The organism is Duganella sp. AC237 (assembly GCF_979254035.1).
The window spans coordinates 4,774,857-4,794,510 of sequence record NZ_CEEDEW010000003.1 but is presented as its reverse complement, the minus strand read 5'-3'; the positions used below and the strand labels follow the sequence as shown (position 1 = coordinate 4,794,510).

The following is a 19,654-nucleotide window of genomic DNA, read 5'->3' as shown; positions in this document are numbered from 1 at the left end:
TGGTGATTATTTGTTGATGGACTTGCAGAATTGGACGATGCGCTTGGCCGCTTCCAAGCCTTCTACCGTCTCGGCGACGAGCGCCATGCGGATGCGGTTGCGGCCCGGATTGGCGCCGTGCGCGTCGCGCGCCAGATAGCTGCCCGGCAGTACCGTGACATTATATTCGGCGTACAGGCGCTGCGCGAATTCGGTGTCCGACAGGCCGGTGCGGCTGACGTCCGCCCACAGGTAGAAGCCGGCGTCCGGCAGTTCCACCGTCAGCACCTCTTGCAGCAGCGGCGTGATGGCGTTGAATTTCGCGCGGTATTTTTCGCGGTTCTGTTCGACGTGGGTTTCGTCGTTCCAGGCCGCGATCGAGGCAGCTTGCACGGAAGGGCTCATGGCTCCGCCGTGATAGGTGCGGTACAACAGGAATTTTTTCAGCACGTCGGCGTCGCCGGCCACAAAGCCCGAGCGCATGCCCGGCACATTGGAGCGCTTCGACAGGCTGCTGAACACCACCAGGCGCGCGTAAGGCTTCTCGACGGTCGACAGGCCCAGGGTGTGGGCCGCTTCCAGCGCGCCCAGGGGCGCTTGCTCGCCGTGGAAAATCTCCGAGTAGCACTCGTCGGCGGCGATGATGAAGTTATAGCGCTCGGACAGGGCGAACAGGTTCTCCCAGTCGGTCAGTGTCAGCACGGCGCCGGTCGGATTGCCGGGGGAGCACAGGAACAGCAGCGACACGCGTTCCCAGACCGAGGCCGGGATGCTATCGTAGTCGCAGCCGAAATTGCGGGCCGGGTCGGAGTTGACGAAGTACGGCTCGGCGCCGGCCAGGTAGGCGGCGCCTTCGTAGATCTGGTAAAACGGGTTGGGACACACCACCAGCGACTTCGCCGCCGGATCGATCACCGTCTGCGCCAGCGCGAACAGCGCCTCGCGCGAGCCGTTCACCGGCAGCACCTGGGTGGCCGGATTCAGGGCCGGCAGGCCGTAGCGGCGCTCCAGCCAGCCGGCGATGGCGCCACGCAGCGCGTCCGAGCCGATGGTGGTCGGGTAGTTGGCCAGGCCGTCGATATTATCGATCAGCGCCTGCTGGATGAAAGCCGGCGTCGGATGTTTGGGTTCGCCCATGCCAAGGCTGATCGCCTTGTGGCTTGGGCTGGCGCTGACCTGCGCAAACAACTGGCGCAGCTTTTCGAACGGATAGGGTTGCAGCTTTTCGAGATGTGGATTCACGTGGCGGACCGGGTGCGGATCGTTGAAATAGGAACGGCGTAGGCCAGGCATTATAGCGCCTATGGCGCGCTTGGGTCATTCGCGGCCTGGCCGCTTTGTCATCAGTGCCAAACAGTTAACATGGCGGGATTGCCAATCATGCGATACTCGTCGCATTGACAGCACACACAGTAATAAGAGGACGAATCATGGAGCTTTCGGCGGTGGAGCGGGACGAGATGGCGCTCGGTACAAGCGTCAGCCGGCGTGTAATGGCCGCGAGGCTGATCACGGGACTGCTGCAGGGCGTGCTGCTGTATTGGCTTTACCGCGCCGGCAAGGATGGCGTGTGGCCGGCCACGGCCCCGTATTTGGCGGTGCCGTTGATGATGCTGGCGCTGTTCCTGCCGGTACTGCTGGTGTCCAGCATCGGCCATATGCCGGCGCGCAAGGCTGCGGCCTGGCTGGCGACGGCGTCGCTGGTCATTCTGGCGATGGCGCTGCACGACGCCTGGCGCGGCCACCATGGCTACCCGATGTTCGATAATTGGGCGGAGCGGCGCGTCTACTCGCCGTCGCAGATACTGGCGTTGTGCAGCGTTCCGTTTTTCTTCATTGCGCAGTCGCTGGTGCTAGCCGGCGTCCATGATCGACGCCGGGTGGCCGGTTACGGTACCTATTTCGAAATCGCGTGGAAGCTCGGCGTGCAGCTGTTGTTTTCGATGTTCTTCGTCGGCGCGCTGTTCATGGTGCTGTTCATGGGTGGCGCGCTGTTCAAGTTGATCAAGTTGACCTTCCTGGAGGAGCTGCTCAGGGAGGCTTGGTTCAATGTGCCGGTCGTCTTCACCGCCTTTTCGTGCGCCATGCACATCACCGACGTGCGGCCGGCCATTGTGCGCGGCATCCGCACGTTGCTGCTGGTGCTGATGTCGTGGATCTTGCCGGTGGCGGCGATCATCGTCACCGGCTTCCTATGCAGCCTGCCGTTCACCGGCCTGCAGGCGTTGTGGGAGACGCGGCATGCCACGTCCGTGCTGTTGTCGGCAGTGGTGGTGCTGGTGGTGTTGATCAACGCCGCGTTCCAGAACGGGGAGGCGGTGGCCGGCGTCCAGACGATCGTGAGACTGAGCACACGCGCAGCCTGCATCCTGATCTTCCCGCTGACCGTCATCGGCATCTACGCGCTCGCGCTGCGGGTGGCGCAGTACGGCTGGACCACCGACCGCATCATCGCGGCGGCCTGCCTGCTGGTGGCCAGCTGCTACGCGATCGGCTACGCGTGGGCGGCGTATCAATACGACACCTGGCTGCGCCCCCTCGCGGCCGTCAATGTCGCGGCGGCCTTCTTGACGATCGCGGTGATGCTGGCGCTGTTTTCGCCGATCGCCGATCCGGCGCGCATATCGGTCAATAGCCAGATGGCGCGGCTCGAGAGCGGCAAAACGGCGGTCGGCAAGTTCGACTTCCGCTATCTGCGCTTCGAGGGTGGGCGCTACGGCAAAGAAGCCCTGGAGCGGCTGAAACAGTGGTCCACCGGCTCCGACGCCGCATCGGTACGCCGGGAGGCCGCGCTGGTGCTGGCGCTGGCCGACAATCAGCGCTGGACCGGCATCAAGCTCGCGGCGGTGCCGATCTCGGTCGAGGAAAATGTCACCGCGTGGCCTGCGGGGGCCAAGCTGCCCGCCAGTTTTGTATCGCAGAAGTGGGAGGCGGTCGTCGACGAAGCCAAGCCAGATTGCCTGAACAGTAAAAAGGGCCGCTGCGACGGCTTCATGATCGATATGACCGGCGATGGCATCGACGAAGTGCTTCTAATCGACGTCGCTAGCGGCGACAACGCGCTGATGGCCCAGCGCCCCGATGGCAGTTGGGCTTTGATCGGCACCATCAACTATCAATATTCGCGCTGCAAACCTCTGCTTGAAAAACTCAAAGCCGGCACCTTTAGCGTGGTTGAGCCCAAGGTTCGGGAACTGGAGGTCGCCGGTCAGCGAATAGGGCTGACCATGCTCCCCGTGTCGCCCGAAGCCGGCTGTAAGGCGATCAAGTAGCGCAGCCGCGTAACGAGTCAGCCGCAGTGCTAAGTCAGCGTTGCGCCTGGCGCCATACCTGCTGGGCCACGCGCATCATGTTGCGGCCCATGACCAGGGCGGTGTCCGCGTCGCTCATGCCGACCTTGCGCAGGGCGGCGGCCAGTTCGCGCCAGACTTCCGGCGGCGTGAACGTTGGCGGTTTGTCGGCGCGGTACCCGGCCGATGCCGGCCACCAGTGGGCCGGATCGAATTCGCCCGGCGGCGTATCGTCCAGGCCCGCCTGCTGGAAGCACAGATCGAGGCCGATGCCGGCGTGCGCCACCCCTACCAGATCGGCGATATAGGCGACGTGGCGTGCGACGTCGTCCGCTCCAGGGTTGTCGGCGCCGACAAACCACGACAGGCCCGACACGCACACCACACCGCCGGTTTCGGCGCAGGCGCGGATTTGCTCGTCGGTGACGTTGCGCCCATGCGGAACCAGTGTGTAGGCGTTGGTATGGCTGAAAATCACCGGCTTGGACGACGCGGCCATGATATCGAGGCTGCACATGCGGCCCGTGTGCGAACAGTCCATCAGTATGCCCGCATCGTTGATCGCAGCCACCATGCTATGCCCGAGGGGAGTCAGGCCGCGCGGCAGGTCGTGGCAGCCGTCGGCCACAGTGTTGTTGCGGTTGTAGGCGAGGTGGATCTGGCGCACGCCCAGTTGCGCATACAGCGCCACCATTTCCGGCTGGTCCAGCAGCGGCATGGCGCCTTCCAGGTCGAAGGTGATGGCCATGCGGCCGTCGGCGGCCGCCTTGATGATGTCGTCCACGCTGGAGACCAGCGTATAGCGTTCCGGTTCGGCGGCGATGGTGGCGCGGTAGCCGGCGATCACGGACATGACCTGCGACACCGGATTCATATCGGCCCCCACGTTCAGCGACACATAGTTCACGCCGGCCGCGTGCAGCTGGCGCACGGGCGTGAAGTCGGCGTGCGGGTGCTGCGGCAGGCAAACGTGGGCATCCCAATTGATCATATGGTTTTCTTTGTCGAAAAGCTCACTCTACCCGAGAACGGCGCCGCCTGCCAAGGGCTGGCGCCCGCGCATGCTTTATACTGTCGGCCAATTCACACGCTTACTTCATAGGCCAACATGTCATTTGCTTCGCTGGGCCTTGCTCCCTCCCTGATCAACGCGGTCACCGAAATCGGCTATCTGGAGCCGACGGCGATCCAGAGCGCCGCCATTCCCGCCATTTTGCGTGGCGAAGACGTGCTGGGCGCGGCGCAGACGGGTTCCGGCAAAACCGCAGCCTTCGCGCTGCCGCTGTTGCAGGCGTTGCTGGACAACCGCAGCGGTCCGCGCCAGCTGCATGGCCTGATCCTGGTGCCGACCCGCGAGCTGGCGGCGCAGGTGGGCGAATCGGTGCGCAAGCTGGCGTCGCACCTGTCGATGCAGGTCAAGGTGTCGATCGTGTTCGGCGGGGTGTCGATCAATCCGCAGATGATGGCGCTGCGCGGCGGCGCCGACATCGTCATCGCCACGCCTGGCCGCCTGCTGGATCTGATCGACCATAATGCGTTGAAGATATCGCGCACGGCGATGCTGGTGCTGGACGAGGCGGACCGCCTGCTGGACCTGGGCTTCAGCGAGGAGTTGAACCGGATACTGGAACTGCTGCCGAAGCAGCGCCAGAACCTGTTTTTCTCGGCGACGTTCCCGCCGGCGGTGCAGGCGCTGGCCGACAGCATGCTGAATCAACCGACCCGTATCGAAGTGCTGTCCGAGCCGTTGAGCAAGCCGGATATCGCCCAGCGCGCGATCATGGTCGACGTGTCGCGCCGTACCATGCTGCTCAAGCATCTGATCCAGGAGCAAAAGTGGAGCAGGGTGCTGGTGTTCGTCGCCACCAAGTACGCGGCGGAACACGTGGCCGACAAATTGAATCGCAACGGCATCCGCGCCGGCGCCTTCCATGGGGAATTCAGCCAGGGTGCGCGCACCGAGGTGCTGGGCGATTTCAAGGCCAGCCGCTTGCAGGTGCTGGTGGCGACCGACGTCGCCGCGCGCGGCATCGACATCGCGCGCCTGCCGGCGGTGGTCAACTACGACTTGCCGCGTTCCGCCGTCGACTACACCCACCGCATCGGCCGCACCGGCCGCGCCGGCGAGAGCGGTGTGGCGATCAGCTTCGTCAGCGCCGAGACCGAGCAGCATTTCCGGTTGATCGAGAAGCGCCAGGATATTCTGCTGCCGCGCGAGCGGATCGCCGGCTTCGAACCGGTGGAGACGCTGCCCCCGCCGGCGGCCGGTTCGGTCACCGATACGGTCAACGGCGGCATCAAGGGCAAGCGCAAGAGCAAGAAGGACAAGCTGCGCGAAGCGGCTGCCCGTGAGGGTGGCGAGACTTCCGGCGAGTAAAACGTCCGCAATTCAGCCCTAGCCGCCGGTGCGTTTGGGTTTGTGGCCCTGTTTTTTCAGCGTTTCCATCACCAGGTCGCAGTGATCGCCCTGGATCTCGATCACGCCATCCTTGACGGTGCCACCGGAGCCGCAAGCGCCGCGCAGCTGCTTGCCCAGCAGGGCCAGGGCGATGGCGTCGAGCGCCAGCCCCTTGACCAAGGTGACGGTTTTGCCGCCACGTCCCTTGGACTCACGCGACACCTTGACGTTGCCGTCGCCCGCTGGCTTGGCTTTGGCGGCCGTCTTGCAGACGCAATCGGCCAGCGGCTTGCCGCAATCGGGGCAGATGCGGCCCGTCTCGCTCGAATAAACGAGGCGGGTGCTCATGGCTTGTCCTCCAGCAGTCGCGGCATCAGGATGCTGAAGAAGCGTTTTTGATCGGACGCCAGGCAGACCGCCGCATTCGGCTTGCCGGCTTCCTCGCGGGTGTAGCCGTCGTCGCTGACGACGATGCGCAGCGGCGTGGTGGGGCACGTTGCGGGATCGATCAGCCACGTCACCGGCACCACGTCGAACAGCGACGGCATATTGCTCGACCAGGGCTGGTAGGCGTCGATCCACTGGTGGTACATCAGCGCCAGCGCGTCCGTGACGGGCGAGCCGTGGCCGAGCAGCGCGTTGCGCTCGACTTCATCGAGGCGTATCTGCGTCGAGTCGAGCGGCATCATCACGATCGGCACGCCGGATGTGAACAGCTTTTGCGCGCCGCCGATATCGGAAGCGATGTTGTATTCCTTGTCCGCGGGCCGCGCCGGCACGTACTGCGATTTGCGGTAGCCGGCGCGCACCGAGCCGCCCATCATCGCCACCTGTTTCAGCTTACCGAAAGTGGCGGGGTCGCGCTCGATGGCGGCGCCAACGTTGGTCAGCGGACCAAGCGCCAGCAGCGTGATCTGGCCGGGCTGTCGTTTGATCTGATCCAGCAGGAAGTCCACCGCCGCCACCTTGGCCGTCAGCGTGCCGCGCCGGGCGTAGCGCGCCTGCGTGAACGGCTGTGGATTGCCGGTGCTGGCGATGCCCTGTGCGACCGGGATGCCGGAGTGGCCCGTTTCGCGCAGCATGCGCTCCAGCAGCTGCGCGCGCAGCGCGGTGTCGCCCCACGCGGTGGTGATGCCGACGATCTCGATCTCCGGGCTTTGCAGCAGCAGCGCGAGTGCGAAGGAATCGTCGATGTCGTCGCCGATATCCATGTCGACGATGACCTTGATCTTGTCGGCGGAATGGGCCGGCGGCGCCAGCATGGCGCACGACAGCGCGACTATGGATAGCAGGCCGCGCAGCGGTCGGGATAGGGAATAAGTCATTCGTAATCAGGTTTTATTGGCGATCAGGTCGATGCGGCGTTTGATGCGCTGGGCTTCGGCGGCGTCTCCGGCTTGCTCGGCGCGCATGGCCTGCACGCCCAGCCACGCCAGCAGCGGACGGCGCCAGCCTTGCGCCGATGCGGTTTCCACGGCGTCGGCCAGCACCGCCGGCGTGGCCTTGTTCGCGCGCAGCAGCACGCCGGACGCGACCAGTTTAGATAGCGGGTCCGCGATCGCCTGCGCGGCGCCGGCGGCGGCCGTGTCGGTGGACGCCGATGCTACCGGTTGGTGCTGCGCCGGCAAGAGCGCGGCATCTGCCGCGGTGGCGCGGCCGGACAGATAGGCGTCGTAGGCGCGGTCTGCTGGACTGGCGTCCGCCGCCAGCTTGTCGAAACCGGCGCAGTCCTCGAAAACGAGCGACGCCACGCGGGCGGCGCAGCGTATCAATTCGGCACGGATGATCAGGTCGACCTTGCCGGTGCTGCCCAGCGCGTCGCGGGCGCGTTTGTATTCGGCTTCCTCGACGCGGGCGTTGCCGGTCATGTAGGCGGCGGTGGAGCGCTCTATCGAGCTTTGGGCGTTCATCTGCCAGTCCGGCACCGGCGGGTTGTTGCCGCAGGCGGCCAGCAGGGCGGCCACGGACATGGCGGCGGCGATCAGCGGAGCGGTACTTTTCATGGCAGTTTGATCTCCGTATCGCGTTTGAACGGCCACTTCTTATTGATTTCGTTGACCAGTTGTTCGACCCGCCGCAGGCTGCTTTCCACCTCCGCGCGCAGCGTACCCAGATCGGCGGTGGCTTCCTTGGCGTTGGCGCCGACGGCTTGCGCCTCCACCAGCACCGCGTCCATCTTTTTCAGGCTGTTGCGGGCGTCGGCCAGCAATCCGTTCAGCTGGACGATGGTGGCCTGCGCATCGGTCACCACGCCTTGCGGCCCGAAGACCTGGGTGTCCGCGTGGCCGATCAGGCTATCGGCCTTGGTGGCCAAAGCGTTGACCGTGACCAGCAGCTTGTTGGCGCGCTCGGTCAACTGCTGCGCATTTTTGTCGTCGCCTGCGATCAGTCCCATGGCGCCGGACGGTCCATTGAGTTTTCCGGTCACGCCCTGGATGTTGGCCAGGCTGGCAGCGAGCGCGGAATTTTCCGCCGTCAGCGTGTTGAGGTTTTCCAGCAGGTCGCGCGCCGTGGCCAGCAGGCGCGGAATTTCGGCCCCCGGGTCGCCCACCAGCAGCGCGCGCGCTGCCCCTTCCTCAAGCGGCGGGTCGGCCGGAATGCCGGTGAACGCGCGCAGCTTGGCGCCGCCCACCAGCCCGCGCTCCAAGGTAAAGATGCTGGACTTGCGCAGCCAGTGCGCGTCGTCGCGCGGCACGTCGACGACGATGCGGGCCTTGCCTTCCTTGCTCAATTCGATGCGGCGCACGCGCCCGATCGGGAAGCCGGCGAAGGTGACATCCATGCCGACGACAACACCTTCGGAGTCATCCGCCTCCAGGAACAGCGTTTGCGTCGATTCGAAGGCGCCGCGCGCGTACAGCAGATAGACCCCCGCGCCGGCGACCAGCAGCACCATGATCACCAATAGCACGGCGGCTTTGAGTTCGGCGTTGCGCACTGGCGGCGCGGTGTGGGTTGTTTGGGTTGGTTGTTCAGTCATGGTTTTTCGGGCTATCGCCGCTTAGTAGTAGTTGCCCATCAGTGAGGCGACTTCGATGAGGAGGATCATGGCGAACAGCCGCACCATGTCCGACAGGCCGTGCGTGACCTTGACGCGGTAATTGCCGCCGAAGTAGAACGAGGACGCCATCGGGATCAAGCCGACGGCAAAGCTGAAGAACACCACCTTCAGCACCAATATCAGCGTGACGGCGGGGTTGAACACCTGGCCGACCACGCGCGTGTAGCCGGTCAGCGCCCAAGGCGTGAAACCGTACAACGTCAGATAGGCCAGGATCAGGGTCAGCACGCAGCTGACGGCGGCCAGCATCCAGACGGCGAAGACGCCGGCGGCCACGCGCGGGAAAAATTCGCCACTCAGTTCCTGTACCGTGGCGACGGTACCGGCGCCGCGCCCTTGCGAGAACTCCAGGCCGGCCGGTAAAGTGGTACGCAAGGCGACGAAGGCGGCGGCGGTCAATGGAATCAGCTCCAGCACCAGCACCCGGACCACCATCTCCAGCGCGAAGCGCGACAGACCGTAGCTGAGCGAGGTGACCACCACGATCCGGATCAGCACCAGGCTGACCAACGCGGACAACACGCCGAACCACGCCAGGTTGGGCACCGTGTCGGCCACCAGATGGCGCGCCAGCACGGGGCGGTTGGCGCGGCCGTAGGTGGCCGGCGTGAGTGCCACGGAGAGCATCAGCACCGCGAACTGCGCCAGCCGCCACCACGTCTGCAGCCAGTCCACCGCGCCATGGTGGAGCCGTTGCAAGATGGATGGAGTCGATGCTTGTGCGTTCATGTTGGCATCTTAGCACCGGGACGGCGTGCGCAGGTGTTCGTCATGGTCTTCCTTACGCCGGCGGGAAGCTGTCGATGATGGCGTCGGCGGCGGCGCGCACGCGCGCGCTGCGACTCAAATCCCTGTGCATCACCAGCCAGACGTCGTAATGGTCGACCCGGTCCGGCCAGATGCGCGTGAGCTGTGGATCGCCGTCGGCCATGTGGCAGGGCAGTTCGGTCACGCCCATGCCCTTGCGCGCCGCCTCCAGCAGCATCAAGCCGCTATTGACCTCGATCGCGACGCGGGCATTGGTGATCGGCTCCAGGCAGATTTTCTCCCGGTGGCGCGGCGCCACCGCGTTTTGGTAGATCACAATGTCATGGCCCGCCAGGCCGTTGCCCGGTATCGGCATGCCGCGCTGCTTAAGATATCCTTGGGTGGCGTACAAACCCATACTGCGTTTGGTGAGATGGCGCGAAATCAGGTCAGGGCTGGTCGGTTTGAGCGTGCGCACGGCCAGGTCGGCCTCGCGGCGCGTCAGGCTGGTGATTTCGGTGCCGGTGCTGAGGACGATGCGGATTTCCGGATGCGTCTCGTGCAGGCGGCGCATGGCGTCGATGACGAAATGGCTCGCCATCGTGTCCGACGTGGTCACGCGGACCACGCCGGAGAGACGGTTGTCGATGCCCTGCATTTCGCGCTGAAACCGCAGCGCCGCCTGCTCCATCGATTCGGCTGCGGTGACGGCCAGTTCGCCGGCCGGCGTGGCCATGTAGCCGGAGGGCGTGCGCAGGAACAGGCGCGCGCCCAGCGAATCCTCCAGCGCGTTGAGACGCCGGCCGACAGTGGCCTGGTCGATATTGAGTTCGCCGGCGGCCGCGCGCAGCGTACCTTTGCGGTAGATGGCGAGGAAAATCCTGGCGTTGTCCCAGTCCATGGTCGGTCGGCCCGTCGATTGGAATGCATTTTTGCATCGGAGCGCCGATATTATGCGTATTTACTGCATCAGGCAAGCGGCCTAAGATGGATCGGATCTCGTTGAAGGACGCTCCATGACTACTCAATGCACCACCGGCCCGGTTGTCACCGCGCCCACCCGCCAGGTCCCCCCGCTGCTGATGCTGATGACGCTGGCCATCGGCTTTGTGATGGCGATGATCGATGTCACTGCGGTCAACACCGCCTTGTCCGATATCTCGGTCAGTTTGTCGGTGCCACTTACCGGACTGGTTTGGGTAGTGGACGGCTACACGCTGACCTTCGCCGCGCTGCTGCTGGCCGGCGGCGCGCTGGCGGACCGCTTTGGCCCGAAGAACGTCTATCAGGGCGGCCTGAGTGTTTTCATACTCGGTTCGGTGGCGTGCGCGCTGGCGCCGAGTGGCAATGCGCTGTTCATGCCTAGTTCTCTCAGCCTGCTGACGCACGCCTACGAGGATCAGGGCACGCGGGCGCGGATGCTGGGCACCTGGTCCGCGATCGTCGGGTGCTCGGCGACCGCCGGTCCTCTCGTTGGCGGTTTGCTGGTCCATGCATTCGGCTGGCGCAGCGTTTTTTGGGTGAATGTGCCGATCGGCCTGGCCGGCATCGTGCTGACGCAGATGCTGGCGCCGGCCACGCCGCCGCATCGGCGCGCGTTGTCGATGTTGAGCCATGCGCTCGGTGTGGCGGCGCTGGCTGCGTTGAGTTTTGTGCTGATCGAGGGGCCGGTGCTGGGCTGGATGTCGGTGGCGGTGCTGGCGGCGGTTGTCGCCGCTGTGGTGTGCGGGACGCTGCTGGTGGTGCGCGAGCGCACCGGCGCGCATCCGCTGCTGCCGCGCGCCTTGTTCGATACGCCGGCTTTTGCGGCGGCCAATGGGGTCGGGTTCCTGATCAACCTTGCGGTGTTTGGGCAGTTGTTTTTGCTTAGTCTATATATCCAGCAGGGCGGGGCCGATGCGCTGGACACTGGATTGAAGCTGATACCGATGATGGGGGCTTTCGCCATCGGAAATTTGACATCGGGTGCGATTGTGTCGCGGGTGGGTACGCGGCCGCCGATGTTATATGGGCTGCTGGTGGGGTTGGGGGCGGCGCTGGCGATGCTGGCCGGGCTGTCGCCGCAGACGCCTTATTGGTTGCTGGTGCTGGGGACTATCGTGATGAACGTCGCCATCGGGATCGCGATTCCGGGGATGACGGCGACGGTGATGCTGGTGGCGGGCAAGGCGCATGCCAACAGCGCCGCCGCCGCGTTGAACGCCAATCGCCAGATCGGCGCGCTGGTCGGCGTGGCGATGATGGGAACCGTGTTGCACGTGACGGGGGATTGGGCGTGGCGTTTGCCGGCGGCGTTCGGGCTGGTGTCGGCGGCCTACGCGGTCGCCCTGACCCTGGTGTATTTTTATGTGAAGCCGATGATTTCTCGTGGAGACACGTAGGGCGGATTAGCGAAGCGTAATCCGCCATGCATGTGCCGTCGGCGGCTCATAAAATGGCGGATTACGGCGTTCCGCCTAATCCGCCCTACGTGTCTCCGTCGTATATCATCTGCCGTTGTGGATCAGACGTTACGATTCTTGCGCCACTCGATCATCTCGGCGATCGTCAGGATCGGCATCGCATGCAGCTCGGCGAAGCGTTCGATCTCGGCGCCGCGCATCATCGTGCCGTCCGGGTTCATCAACTCGCACAGCACCGCCGCCGGCTGCAGGCCGGCCATCGTGGCCAGGTCCACCGAGCCCTCGGTATGGCCTTTGCGCGCCAGCACGCCGCCCGGCGTTGCCCGCAACGGGAACACGTGCCCGGGATGCACCAGATCCCCCGGCCGCGCATCGGCGGCGATGGCGGTGCGGATCGTCGTCACGCGGTCGGACGCGGAGACACCGGTGGTGACGCCTTCGCGCGCTTCGATCGATACCGTGAACGGCGTGCCGTAACGGCTACCGTTGTCGGCGGCCATCGGCGGCAGCTCCAGCGCGCGCACCTTGTCGGCGCTCAGGCACAGACAGACGATGCCGCTGCATTCACGGATCATCAACGCCATCGATTGCACGGTGATTTTTTCGGCGGCGACGATCAGGTCGGCCTCATTCTCGCGGTCGAAATCGTCAAGCAGGATCACCGGCACGCCGGCGCGCATGGCCTCCAGAGCGGCGGCGATGCGGCCTTCCAGATCATCCGAAACAAGGGAGTAGGGGGATACTGCGCATACTTGGTCAAACATGGTGGAACGCTCCTCGCAATAGCGAAAAACGCAACAGGGCAAGCGAATACGCGCGGCCCGCCGCACCGATCGCTCGGGCGGCAGGCCGCGTCACCGCACATCTTCTTTCATCCGGACTATACCGTCGGCCCTGGAGTCGCACCAGATCTGCTGACCCTTTCCAATCGGCCGGAAAGGCGCTCGCGGGCTTGGCCATCGCTGGCCTTACCGCCGGTGGGGAATCGCACCCCGCCCCGAAGACGTAAGTTATCGCCTGCCGGCCGGCAGGCGAACGAGGATTTTAGCCCAAATTAAGATTTTCAGTGTAAGGTGGCTTTTTCCGATTATTTAGACTGTCTGCCGAATGAAATTGATTAAATTGCAGGTGCTGTCCGGGGCGTTGTTGTTGTCGTTTTCCTTCCTGGCGCAAGGCCAGGGACAAGTAGGGGGCAGGGCAAGGAGCCCCCGCTCAAACTAAGCGACGTGCTGCCGATCGGACCCCAGGTCAAGGTTGGCAAGCTGGCAAACGGCCTGACATATTATGTGCAGAAGAACGCGCGACCCGAGAAGAAGCTGGAACTGCGGCTGGTCGTCAAAGCCGGTTCGATCCTGGAGGACGACGACCAGCAAGGCCTGGCCCACTTCACCGAGCACATGGCCTTCAACGGCTCCAGCAATTTCAAGCGCAACGAGCTGGTATCGTATCTGCAGTCGATCGGGGTCAAGTTCGGCGCCGATTTGAACGCGTATACCAGCTTCGACGAAACCGTCTACATCCTGCCGATACCGACCGATAAAAAGGAGACCGTCGAGCAGGGCTTCCAGGTGCTGGAGGATTGGGCGCACGGCCTGTCCTTCAACAACGCCGACATCGACAGCGAACGGGGCATCGTGCTTGAAGAGCTCCGCATGGGCAAGGGCGTGGACGACCGCATGAACAAGGTGGTGCTGCCGAAGGTGCTGAATGGCTCGCGCTATGCGCAGCGCATGCCGATCGGTAAGGAAGACATTATCAAGAGCTTCAAGTACGACGCCATCAAGCGCTTCTACCGCGACTGGTATCGTCCGGACCTGATGGCGGTGGTGGTGGTCGGCGATATCGAGCCGGAAGCGGCGCAGAAGCTGATCGAACAGCATTTCGGCAAATTGAAGAATCCGGCGAATCCGCGTCCGCGCGAATATGCCAGGATCCCCGAGCGCCAGGAGTCGGAAGGCATCGTCTTCACCGACAAGGAAGTCAGCAATAACTCCGTCTATATCCGCTATCCGATCCAGCCCTGGCCGGCCGGGGTGACGCTGGCCGACTATCGCCAGAAGCTGATCGAGAACCTGTACAGCTTTATCCTCAGTCAGCGCATGTACGAGTTGACGCAGCAGGCCAATCCGCCGTTCCTGCAAGGCGGCAGCGGCATGAACAAGATCGTGCGCGGCTACCGTTCATTCGGCGCCGGCGCGGTGCTGGGCAAGGGCGGCGTGACGCCCGCCATCAACGCGTTGGTGGAAGAGGACGAGCGCGCCCGCCAGTACGGCTTTACCGCCTCCGAAGTGGAACGGGCCAAGAAAGGCATCCTGCGCACCTACGAGAATCTGTACAACGAGCGTGACAAATCCGATTCGTCCGGCTACGCGGCCGAATATATCCGCCATTTCCTCGAAGACGAAACCATCCCGGGCATCGCCGCCGAATACCGCTATGCGCGCGAGCTGATTCCGGAGATCTCGCTGTCGGAGGTGAATGCGGCCGTCAAGGTGGCGATCCCGGACAACCAGAGCAAACTGGTGATCTACACGGGCGTCGACAAGCCCGGCGTGGCGACACCGAAGGCGGCCGACCTGGTGGCGATCGCCAACGCAGCCGAAAAAATCAGCGTCAAGGCGCAGGAGGAGAAGGTCTACTCGAACCAGCTGATGCCGGTCCTGCCGAAGCCGGGCACCATCGTCAAGCAGACCTTCAATGAGAAGATCGGCACCACGGAGCTGGTGTTGAGCAATGGCGTCAAGGTGGTGCTCAAGCCCACCGACTTCAATAACGACCAGGTGATGATGGCGGGCCTGCGCTACGGCGGCTGGTCGCTGTTCGACGACAAGGATGTCTTCGCGGCCCACTACGCGAGCAGCATCGTCGGCCAGATGGGCATATTGAATTACACGCCGAACGACGTGGTAAAGGTCCTGGCCGGGAAAAGCGTCAGTTCCCAGGCCAGCGTCAGTTCGCTCAACGAGTCGGTGTCCGGCGGTTCCGGCAGCGACGATATCGAATCGATGCTGCAGCTGGCCTATCTGCAGATGACGCAGCCGCGCAAGGATGCCGCCATCTACAGCGCCTATGTGGACCGCCAGCGCGAACTGGCGCAGAACAATATGGCGCGGCCGGAGTCGGTGTTCTACGATACGATCACCGCGACCATCTACAACAACAGTCCGCGCGTGCTGCGCGCGGCCAAGCCGGCCGATTTCGACCAGCTGTCGCTCGATCGCGTGATGGAGATCTACAAGAGCCGTCTGTCCAGCGCGCGCGATTTCACCTTCTTCATTGTCGGCAGCTTCGATGTGGAGAAAATCAAGCCGCTGGTCGCGACCTACCTGGCCAGCCTGCCGACCGGCGAGATCCCGGTGGCCTTCAAGGATGAAGGTGTGCGTCCGGTGCGCGGCGTGGTCAAGAAAGAGGTGCGCGCAGGCGCCGATCCGAAGAGCACCATTTCGCTGTCGTTTACGGGGGAGGCCAAATACTCGCGCGAGGAGCGCATGCGCATGCAGGCGCTGATCGAGGTGCTCAACATCAAACTGATCGAGGTGCTTCGCGAGAAGATGGGCGTCATCTACAGCGGCGGCATGCACGGCTCGCTGAACCGCCTCCCGTACGGGAACTATTCGATCAGCGCCAACCTGCCTTGCGCGCCGGAGAACGTCGACAAGGTGATCGCCGCGACCTTTGCCGAGATCGAGAAAATCAAGCAGGACGGCGCCGACGAGGCGGACCTGAACAAGGTCAAATCCGCCTGGCTCAAAGGGTATCAAAAGGGCATGCGCGAGAACGGCTACTGGATGGCGTCCCTGCAAAATGCCTTTTTCAACAACAGCAATCCCGAGGACATCCTCAAGTACGAGGAGCGCGTGCAGGCGCTCAAGCCGTCGGATCTGAAGGAGGCGGCCAAGCGCTACTTCGACATGAATAATTACGTCCAGGTGGTGCTGTACCCCGAGAAGTAAGCTTGGCGCCTGTTACACTGGAGGCTCGTACCCACCCGATGTAGAGGTAAATCATGGCAAAGAAAAAGGAAGAGCTGGATCCGGAAACCCTGGAGTTGATCAACTGGTGTATCGAGGTTGAGGGTTTCCTTGTCAAAGGTGGCGCGACAGTGGAACAGGCGCAGGATCACATCGAAGAGCAGGTCGAATGGTTCACCGACCAGTTCTATGACGGCCTGACGCCCGAGGAAGCGGCCAAGGAGGCTTTGGCCTGAGTATTTTGTATTAAAGACCCACGGCGTCGTGGCACACGACGCCCAGTTTATTCCCCTCCGGGTCGCGGAAGTAGGCGCCATAGTAGTTGTCGTGGTACTGCGGACGCAGTCCCGGAGGCCCTTCGCACCGGCCCCCATGCGTCAATGCGGCAGTGTATGCGCGGTCGACCGCCTCGCGCGATGGCGCCATCAGGGCGATCATCTGGCCGTTGCCGCACCCCGCCGTCTGGCCGTCGTACGGTTTGCCGATGATGAACAGAGGCCTTCCACCTTCGGCCGGCATCCACGCCGCCCACGGCTTGGCCGGATCGCTGAAGCGCAGGCGCGTGTCAAGCGTCTCCATCACCGCGCCGTAAAATCCGAACGCCGCTTCAAAATCGTTGGTGCCGACGTAGACATGCGATAGCATTCGTTCCCCACGGTTGCGTATCAATTCGATAATTATATACGCGGGGAAACGAGCTTTCAGCGGCGCGCCAGAAGATCGCCGGGCCGTTTATGCTTTAATAGACTAAATGGCAAATAAACCGGCGCGGGGGATGCGATGACGAGGGGATCTCTTTTCAGGATGGCCGCGATGGCCGCGTTCACTGGCACGGTGGCGCTAGCCGGCGCGCCGATGACGGCAAGCGCCGCGCCGTTGCGGGGCGATCATCCGTACATCGGCCTCTGGAAAATCACGCTGCCCGACGGCGCATGCAGCGAGACCTACCGCGTGCGGGCCGACGGCAGCACGCTGGTGTTCAGCCACGAGGAGGTGGCCGAGTCCACCTTTGTCATCGCCGACCAGCCGGACAAGCAGGGCTTCTACAAGTCGGTCGACACCCTCGTCAAGGATAACGGCAAGCCCGATTGCGCCGGCCAGATCACCAAGCCGGGGCGTTCGGTCACCAACTACCTGCTGTTCCATCCCGGCGGCGACATGTTCCTGATGTGCGTGGAGCGCAGCATGGAGCGCTGCATCGGCCCCTTCGTGCGGGTCAAGGGCAGCGCCATCTGAAGGCCTACAGGCTGAGCCTTAACTCCAGCGAGACGGTGCGCGGCGGCGTGACGATGGCATACGGCAGGCCGAATGGCTTGGTTTGGCCGTCGAGCGTGTGCACATACTGTTTGTCGAACAGGTTATTCACCAGCAGGGCGATGCCGAATTTGCCGTTGGCGTTGTCCCAGCCGAGGCGGAAGTCGGCCTTGCCGCGCGCCTCGCCGGTGCGGAAGGCCGGCGCGTTCAGGCATTGCAGCGCGCGCGTGTCGTCGTTGCAGCGCGCCTTGCTCTGATAGGTGCCCTGCAGGGTGGTGCTGATCCGGCCACCCAGCGCCTCCCAGCTGGCGTTGACGCCGCCCATGCCGTTGAAGGTGGGCGTGCCGACCGTTTGGCCCGACAGGTCCAGCACCGCGCCGCTGTCGTCGGCGGTGCGGTAACGCTTATAGGTCTGGTCGATCAGCTCCAGTCCCGCGAACAGCGTCAGGTTCGGCGATACCCGTATGCGGCCATCGAGATCGAGTCCCTTGGCCTGCTGGTCGCTGTTGACCACATTGTAGGTCGGTATGGGGCCGGTGCCGCCTAGTTTGATGTCCTGCAGGTTCTTGAAGCGGTAGGCGAACACGGAGCCGTTGAGCGTGGCCTTGATCGAGGGGGCATACAGCTTGAAGCCCAGTTCCAGATTGGTCATTTTCTCGGGATCGTAGCTCGGGTCGCGCTCTTTGGCGTTGGCCGACGCCGCATTCGGCGGCGTAAAGACATTGAAACCGCCGGCCTGGTAGCCTTTGGACAGGGATGCGAACAGCAACAGGTCCGGCGTCAATTTATGATCCAGCACCAGGCGCGGGCTCCAGTCGGTCCAGCTTTTGGTCGAATGGACCGGCGTCGCCGCCAGCTGTCCGGCCGCATAGAAGATCTGGTTCGACGGCAGCGCGGAGGCGTTCAGCCCCGCCAGGGGACCGTAGGTGTTGAGCAGGGCGTCCAGCGCTGCCGACTCGCGCCCCGGCACGTGCCACTCCATGTTCTTGCGGTCGCGGCTCCAGCGCAGGCCCAGGGTCAGGTTGGTGGACGGCGTGGCGTGCCAGATCACGTCCTGGTAGACCGAGAAGGCGCGCGTCCTGAGGTAGTTGTGGGTGGTTTCGCCCCACGGAAAATTCGACGACGCGTCGACCCCGGGAATGCCGGCCTGTCCCAGCGCGCCGAACAGGTTTGCCAGGTCGGCGTTGCCGCCACCGAGCAGGCTGACGTTGTCCAGGGTCGCTGTATTGAGCAGGGCGGTCGAGGATTGCCGCTCGCGGTTGTCGTAGAAGCTGGCGCCGGCGATCCAGTCCAGGTGCTCGGTCTTACCGGACAGCTTGAATTCCTGCTGCCAGTTGTAGGCCTTCTTTTGATCCGTGTTCGCCAGGGAGAAATCGCTGCGCGCGGTGCCGTCGTTGTCGGTCAGGTTGTAGGTGGAGAAGGTGCGGTAGGCGGTGATCGAGCGTAGCGTGAGGCCGTTCAGCGGCAGTTCGGCGCGCAGGCTGGCGCCATCGAAGGTGCGGCGCTCGCTGCCGCCGGTGTCGTTCTCCAGCGGCCCCTTGCGCGGATCGACGAAGTTGGCCACATAGGCGGCGTCGTAGGCGCCCGTGAAGCCGGCGAACGGCAGCGCCGGGTCCTTGACCACGCCGAAAGCCGGCCAGCCTTTCTGGCGCAGCTGCTCGTGTTCCACGGTCAGGTTCAATGTCGCATCGCCCGTCTTGTGCTTGAGCGAGAGCCGCGCGGCCCAGGACTTGTCGCCGGCGGTACGCTCGCCGGTGGTGGCGTTGCGCACCCACCCGTCGCTTTCGGCGCGGACGAAGACCAGGCGCGCCGCCGTGTTGTCCGCCAGCGGCAAGTTCACCATCGCATCCGCATTGACGCGGCCGTATTCGCCGATTTTCAGGTGGCCGTTCATGTCGAACGTCTGATCCGGCTCGTTGGTGACGACGGAGATCGCGCCGGCGGCGCTGTTACGGCCAAACAGCGTCCCTTGCGGCCCCTTGAGCACTTCCACGCGCTGGATATCGATGAAGTTCATCAGCGCGCCGCCGGTCTTGCCGGTATAGACCCCGTCCACATAGATCCCGACCGGCATGTCGGTGCCGATGCCGAAGTCGCCCGCCTGCACGCCGCGTATGCCGAAGATCGGCTGCGTGGGCTGGGTCGCTTCCACCTCCAGGCCGGGAAGATAGCCGTTCAAATCGCCGAGGTTCTTCGCGCCGAGGTTACGGATGTCCTTGGCCGTTACGACCTCCATCGAGATCGGCACCTCCTGCGCCGATTGCGACCGCGATTGCGCGGTGACGACCACCTTCTGTATGTCGTCCTGCGCCAGCGCGCCGAGGGGCACGGCGGCGGTGCCGGCAAATGCCACGGCGATGCTGCGCGCCAGCGTGCGCAAGGCAACGTTGCGGTGGTACGGCGGCTGTTTTTCGTTTGTCTTCACGATATCTCCCGTTGTTATGTTTGGTCTTATGGATTGGTCTTTTTTTAAGCTTCTGTCATCGAATGTAGTCGCGCGCCGTGCCGGCAGAGGGGCCGGATCGGACACCGGAGGACGCCGGTATGGCCAA

General features: G+C 63.9%; 17 protein-coding genes and 1 riboswitch. Of the genes, 6 read left to right on the top strand and 11 right to left on the bottom strand.

From position 1 onward, the window contains the following. Nucleotides 1-6: 6 nt before the first annotated feature. Complete coding sequence (gene dapC, locus AC0IYS_RS21305; protein WP_471708915.1) at nt 7-1,221, bottom strand: succinyldiaminopimelate transaminase; 1,215 nt, start codon at nt 1,219-1,221, stop codon at nt 7-9. Between the two features lie 188 nt (nt 1,222-1,409). Here dapC and AC0IYS_RS21300 point away from each other — a divergent pair, with 188 nt between their 5' ends. Further along, a complete protein-coding gene (locus AC0IYS_RS21300; protein ID WP_471707057.1) occupies nt 1,410-3,251 on the top strand; it encodes a DUF4153 domain-containing protein in 1,842 nt (613 codons plus the stop codon). A 34-nt stretch (nt 3,252-3,285) separates the two neighbouring features. On the opposite strand, the gene AC0IYS_RS21295 is transcribed toward AC0IYS_RS21300, so the two are convergent. Then, on the bottom strand, nt 3,286-4,260 hold the full coding sequence (locus tag AC0IYS_RS21295; RefSeq protein WP_471707056.1) for a dipeptidase: 975 nt from the start codon (nt 4,258-4,260) through the stop codon (nt 3,286-3,288). A gap of 117 nt (nt 4,261-4,377) precedes the next feature. Between AC0IYS_RS21295 and AC0IYS_RS21290 the strand changes: the two genes are divergently transcribed. Then, entirely contained in the window at nt 4,378-5,646 is a 1,269-nt protein-coding gene (locus AC0IYS_RS21290; protein ID WP_471707055.1) for a DEAD/DEAH box helicase, read from the top strand. Between the two features lie 18 nt (nt 5,647-5,664). Here the strand turns inward: AC0IYS_RS21290 and AC0IYS_RS21285 are convergent, their stop codons facing one another. Genes AC0IYS_RS21285 through AC0IYS_RS21260 form a run of 6 tightly spaced genes read right to left on the bottom strand, consistent with a single transcriptional unit; the run spans nt 5,665 to nt 10,376 of the window. Beyond that, nucleotides 5,665-6,015 carry a translation initiation factor Sui1 gene (locus AC0IYS_RS21285; RefSeq protein WP_471707054.1) on the bottom strand — a complete coding sequence of 117 codons (351 nt, stop codon included), beginning with the start codon at nt 6,013-6,015 and terminating at the stop codon, nt 5,665-5,667. Beyond that, on the bottom strand, nt 6,012-6,992 hold the full coding sequence (locus tag AC0IYS_RS21280; RefSeq protein ID WP_471707053.1) for a nucleoside hydrolase: 981 nt from the start codon (nt 6,990-6,992) through the stop codon (nt 6,012-6,014). The genes AC0IYS_RS21285 and AC0IYS_RS21280 overlap by 4 nt, the downstream gene beginning before the upstream one ends. Nucleotides 6,993-6,998: 6 nt before the next feature. Beyond that, entirely contained in the window at nt 6,999-7,670 is a 672-nt protein-coding gene (locus tag AC0IYS_RS21275; RefSeq protein ID WP_471707052.1) for a hypothetical protein, read from the bottom strand. Further along, on the bottom strand, nt 7,667-8,647 hold the full coding sequence (locus AC0IYS_RS21270; protein ID WP_471707051.1) for an MlaD family protein: 981 nt from the start codon (nt 8,645-8,647) through the stop codon (nt 7,667-7,669). The genes AC0IYS_RS21275 and AC0IYS_RS21270 overlap by 4 nt, the downstream gene beginning before the upstream one ends. A 21-nt stretch (nt 8,648-8,668) precedes the next feature. Beyond that, complete coding sequence (locus AC0IYS_RS21265) at nt 8,669-9,457, bottom strand: MlaE family ABC transporter permease (protein WP_471707050.1); 789 nt, start codon at nt 9,455-9,457, stop codon at nt 8,669-8,671. Between the two features lie 52 nt (nt 9,458-9,509). After that, nucleotides 9,510-10,376 (bottom strand): LysR family transcriptional regulator, encoded by an 867-nt coding sequence (locus AC0IYS_RS21260; RefSeq protein ID WP_471707049.1) that lies wholly within the window; start codon nt 10,374-10,376, stop codon nt 9,510-9,512. Nucleotides 10,377-10,491: 115 nt separating this feature from the next. On the opposite strand from AC0IYS_RS21260, the gene AC0IYS_RS21255 reads away from it, so the two are divergent. Beyond that, nucleotides 10,492-11,856 (top strand): MFS transporter, encoded by a 1,365-nt coding sequence (locus tag AC0IYS_RS21255; RefSeq protein WP_471707048.1) that lies wholly within the window; start codon nt 10,492-10,494, stop codon nt 11,854-11,856. Nucleotides 11,857-11,978: 122 nt separating this feature from the next. Here the strand turns inward: AC0IYS_RS21255 and ribB are convergent, their stop codons facing one another. Further along, nucleotides 11,979-12,641 carry a 3,4-dihydroxy-2-butanone-4-phosphate synthase gene (gene ribB, locus AC0IYS_RS21250; RefSeq protein WP_471707047.1) on the bottom strand — a complete coding sequence of 221 codons (663 nt, stop codon included), beginning with the start codon at nt 12,639-12,641 and terminating at the stop codon, nt 11,979-11,981. A 95-nt stretch (nt 12,642-12,736) separates the two neighbouring features. Then, a riboswitch (FMN riboswitch) is annotated at nt 12,737-12,886 on the bottom strand. 217 nt (nt 12,887-13,103) lie between these two features. Between ribB and AC0IYS_RS21245 the strand changes: the two genes are divergently transcribed. Both AC0IYS_RS21245 and AC0IYS_RS21240 read left to right on the top strand, forming a co-directional pair. Then, nucleotides 13,104-15,830: a M16 family metallopeptidase gene (locus AC0IYS_RS21245; protein ID WP_471707046.1), complete on the top strand. Its 2,727-nt coding sequence runs from the start codon at nt 13,104-13,106 to the stop codon at nt 15,828-15,830. A 53-nt stretch (nt 15,831-15,883) separates the two neighbouring features. After that, nucleotides 15,884-16,084 (top strand): hypothetical protein, encoded by a 201-nt coding sequence (locus tag AC0IYS_RS21240; protein WP_471707045.1) that lies wholly within the window; start codon nt 15,884-15,886, stop codon nt 16,082-16,084. Nucleotides 16,085-16,094: 10 nt separating this feature from the next. Here the strand turns inward: AC0IYS_RS21240 and AC0IYS_RS21235 are convergent, their stop codons facing one another. After that, nucleotides 16,095-16,493: a VOC family protein gene (locus AC0IYS_RS21235; RefSeq protein WP_471707044.1), complete on the bottom strand. Its 399-nt coding sequence runs from the start codon at nt 16,491-16,493 to the stop codon at nt 16,095-16,097. A 168-nt stretch (nt 16,494-16,661) separates the two neighbouring features. Here AC0IYS_RS21235 and AC0IYS_RS21230 point away from each other — a divergent pair, with 168 nt between their 5' ends. Beyond that, nucleotides 16,662-17,084 (top strand): hypothetical protein, encoded by a 423-nt coding sequence (locus tag AC0IYS_RS21230; RefSeq protein ID WP_471707043.1) that lies wholly within the window; start codon nt 16,662-16,664, stop codon nt 17,082-17,084. A 4-nt stretch (nt 17,085-17,088) separates the two neighbouring features. Here the strand turns inward: AC0IYS_RS21230 and AC0IYS_RS21225 are convergent, their stop codons facing one another. Continuing rightward, the gene (locus tag AC0IYS_RS21225; RefSeq protein ID WP_471707042.1) at nt 17,089-19,527 is read right to left on the bottom strand and encodes a TonB-dependent receptor; all 2,439 of its coding nucleotides are present in this window, start codon (nt 19,525-19,527) and stop codon (nt 17,089-17,091) included. Between the last annotated feature and the right edge of the window lie 127 nt (nt 19,528-19,654).